The following is a 262-nucleotide window of genomic DNA, read 5'->3' as shown; positions in this document are numbered from 1 at the left end:
CACGTGGCTCGTTCTTGAACTCGTCGCGAAGATGCACGGCATTCATCGTGGGGAGCGGGCCATCAGACAGTATCAAGATTTCGATCTCGGTGCTGCGCATCACGTTGTGTGCAACGAGTGCTGCACGCGTGTGCTGAATTATGTTTTGAAGCATGTGCTACTCCTTATTTAACAATCTTGTTTAGTACTCGGCGTCGTACATCTACGATCTTCTCGCGCATGCTTTGTTCAACGTCCAGACTCTCTACCCACACATCGAAGA

It is taken from the genome of Dellaglioa sp. CoH-57-MRSF-18 (assembly GCF_056781995.1).
This window is presented reverse-complemented; position numbering follows the sequence as displayed.